We start from the raw sequence: 1,902 nt of genomic DNA on the forward strand, positions 1-1,902 counted from the left end.
GGAGTTTTCATCTGCCGGTGCGCCTGTCCTTAGGGTCTGCCTTACATCGTCGAGCGCATAAAAGTGACCTCGAGCCTTGTTGTAATCTTTAGCAAATCCGTAGCCAGCCCAAAGAATCACCATATTTGGGTCTTCACTTAGGGCGTCTTCAATATGTTTACTTTCTGATGTTGCCTTCCAAGAATGATATTGGTCAGGATGGTTTTGTTCGAAGGCGTCATTACGAGGATCAAGTCGATCGTTGTTTTCTGCCGCCAACACAGAGCCGGCCAACAATAATTGGCTAGCGAATAAGGTCGCAACCGCAATAGGTGCGCTCATCCAGTGTTTTATGCTCACGGTGTTATCTCCATATTCGTTTTTATTAGCAGCGTTGTGAGAAGCTATTCCAAATAAGAATTGGAGATCTACAAATAATATTATTGTGTAAATAAAGAGATGAAATAGTGAGTGGAATGAGTCTTGCTCTAGATCAATTTACACTAGTGATCTTAATCATGTTTAATTTCATATACCTCTAAAGTGGTATGATTCAATCCCCTTTATTGACAATAGGTTAGAGGTGTAACCATTTTATAAATAAGGTGATTGAGTTCGCTTTTTGAACAGTGCCTTCTACCTCTTAGGAATAATAGGGGTATTATGAATATAGGTTTAGCGTTGTGGCTTTCCAAAATAAGAATTGATGTCATTTGAAGATATAAAAATATCTTCAGAAGAAATTAATTGTCGCTCCATTAAATAGTTGAGAACAGTTATCAATTATTTTAGAGCTAAGGAAAGAAAAATATGGGCAATATAAAATTGACCATAGTGACAATGCTGAAATTTCTCTTCGCCTTTGCCATCTATGGTTTTTCTATCTCCGCCCATGCGATTTCATCAGAGCCTGTTGAGGGTGCACAAACCACTCGCCATCAAGTTGAGCTGATTCGTGACCGAGACTACAAATGTCTTCAATGTCATAAGGATGCCAAAGAAACTCTGAATTTGTCGCATGAGCCAGAAGCGCTGCTTAGCCAAGGTAAAACACTTAACTGCACAAACTGTCACAGCAATATCGGGCCAGATCACCGTGAAGGGGCACCTGATGTGATCAAGTTTGCTGCTGCGCAGTCAAAAGCAGTGCATGACAAGGTTTTTCTTGATCCAAGCACCATTCTCAAAGCGAATAGCCAGTGTGTAGATTGCCACGCTCCAACTCAGTTGAGAGAAAGTAATTGGACGCATGATGTTCATGCTAAAAATTTGACCTGTTCAAATTGTCACGATGTTCACGCTGCCAAAACGAAAGCGCTTTCTTACGACAGAAAACAGCTCATCAAACAATGTGTCGATTGCCACTCTCAGTTTGCTGCTGAACCTGAACTTGCAAAAGACGAGGAGAGATAGCATGAAGTGTTCAAGACGAAATTTTTTAGCCAGTAGCGGCGCATTGATTTTGACCACTGGCGTTGCTGGCACTTCTGTTGTTAGTGCTTCTCTTTTTGCTAGTGACAGTGAGCAAACCAAACGTTTTGGCATGGTGCACGATGAAAATGCGTGTATAGGCTGTACTGCATGTACCGAAGCATGTCGCGAAGTGAATAAAGTGCCAGAAGGGGTGACCCGCCTAAAAATTCATCGCAGTGAACCCATTGGGGAATTTCCTGATGTTGAGTACCAGTTTACGCGTGAATCTTGTCAGCACTGTGATAATCCACCATGTGTGTATGTTTGCCCTACGGGTGCTGCGTATAAAGATGAATCTACGGGCATAGTTGATGTGCACAAAGAGCGATGTGTCGGCTGTGGCTATTGTTTGGCGGCTTGTCCTTATCAAGTGCGCTTTTTCAACCCTGTTGACCATTCTGCAGACAAATGTAACTTCTGCCGTGATACCAACCTGGCACAAGGTAAGCA

Annotated in this window: 3 protein-coding genes; 2 read left to right on the forward strand and 1 reads right to left on the reverse strand. The window is 42.4% G+C overall.

Annotated features, from left to right (window positions below; all coding sequences use genetic code 11):
* Positions 1-321, reverse strand: a 321-nt coding sequence (locus R7E47_RS24090) for an ammonia-forming cytochrome c nitrite reductase subunit c552 (protein WP_411913452.1), incomplete at its 3' end; no start/stop codon positions are given.
* A 468-nt stretch (positions 322-789) separates the two neighbouring features.
* On the opposite strand from R7E47_RS24090, the gene nrfB reads away from it, so the two are divergent.
* Positions 790-1,392 (forward strand): cytochrome c nitrite reductase pentaheme subunit, encoded by a 603-nt coding sequence (gene nrfB, locus R7E47_RS24095; protein ID WP_140114279.1) that lies wholly within the window; start codon positions 790-792, stop codon positions 1,390-1,392.
* A gap of 1 nt (position 1,393) precedes the next feature.
* Positions 1,394-1,902, forward strand: a 509-nt coding sequence (locus R7E47_RS24100; RefSeq protein ID WP_318085168.1) for a 4Fe-4S dicluster domain-containing protein, incomplete at its 3' end; no start/stop codon positions are given.

The organism is Vibrio sp. Vb1026 (genome assembly GCF_033338745.1).
GTDB lineage: Bacteria > Pseudomonadota > Gammaproteobacteria > Enterobacterales > Vibrionaceae > Vibrio > Vibrio alginolyticus.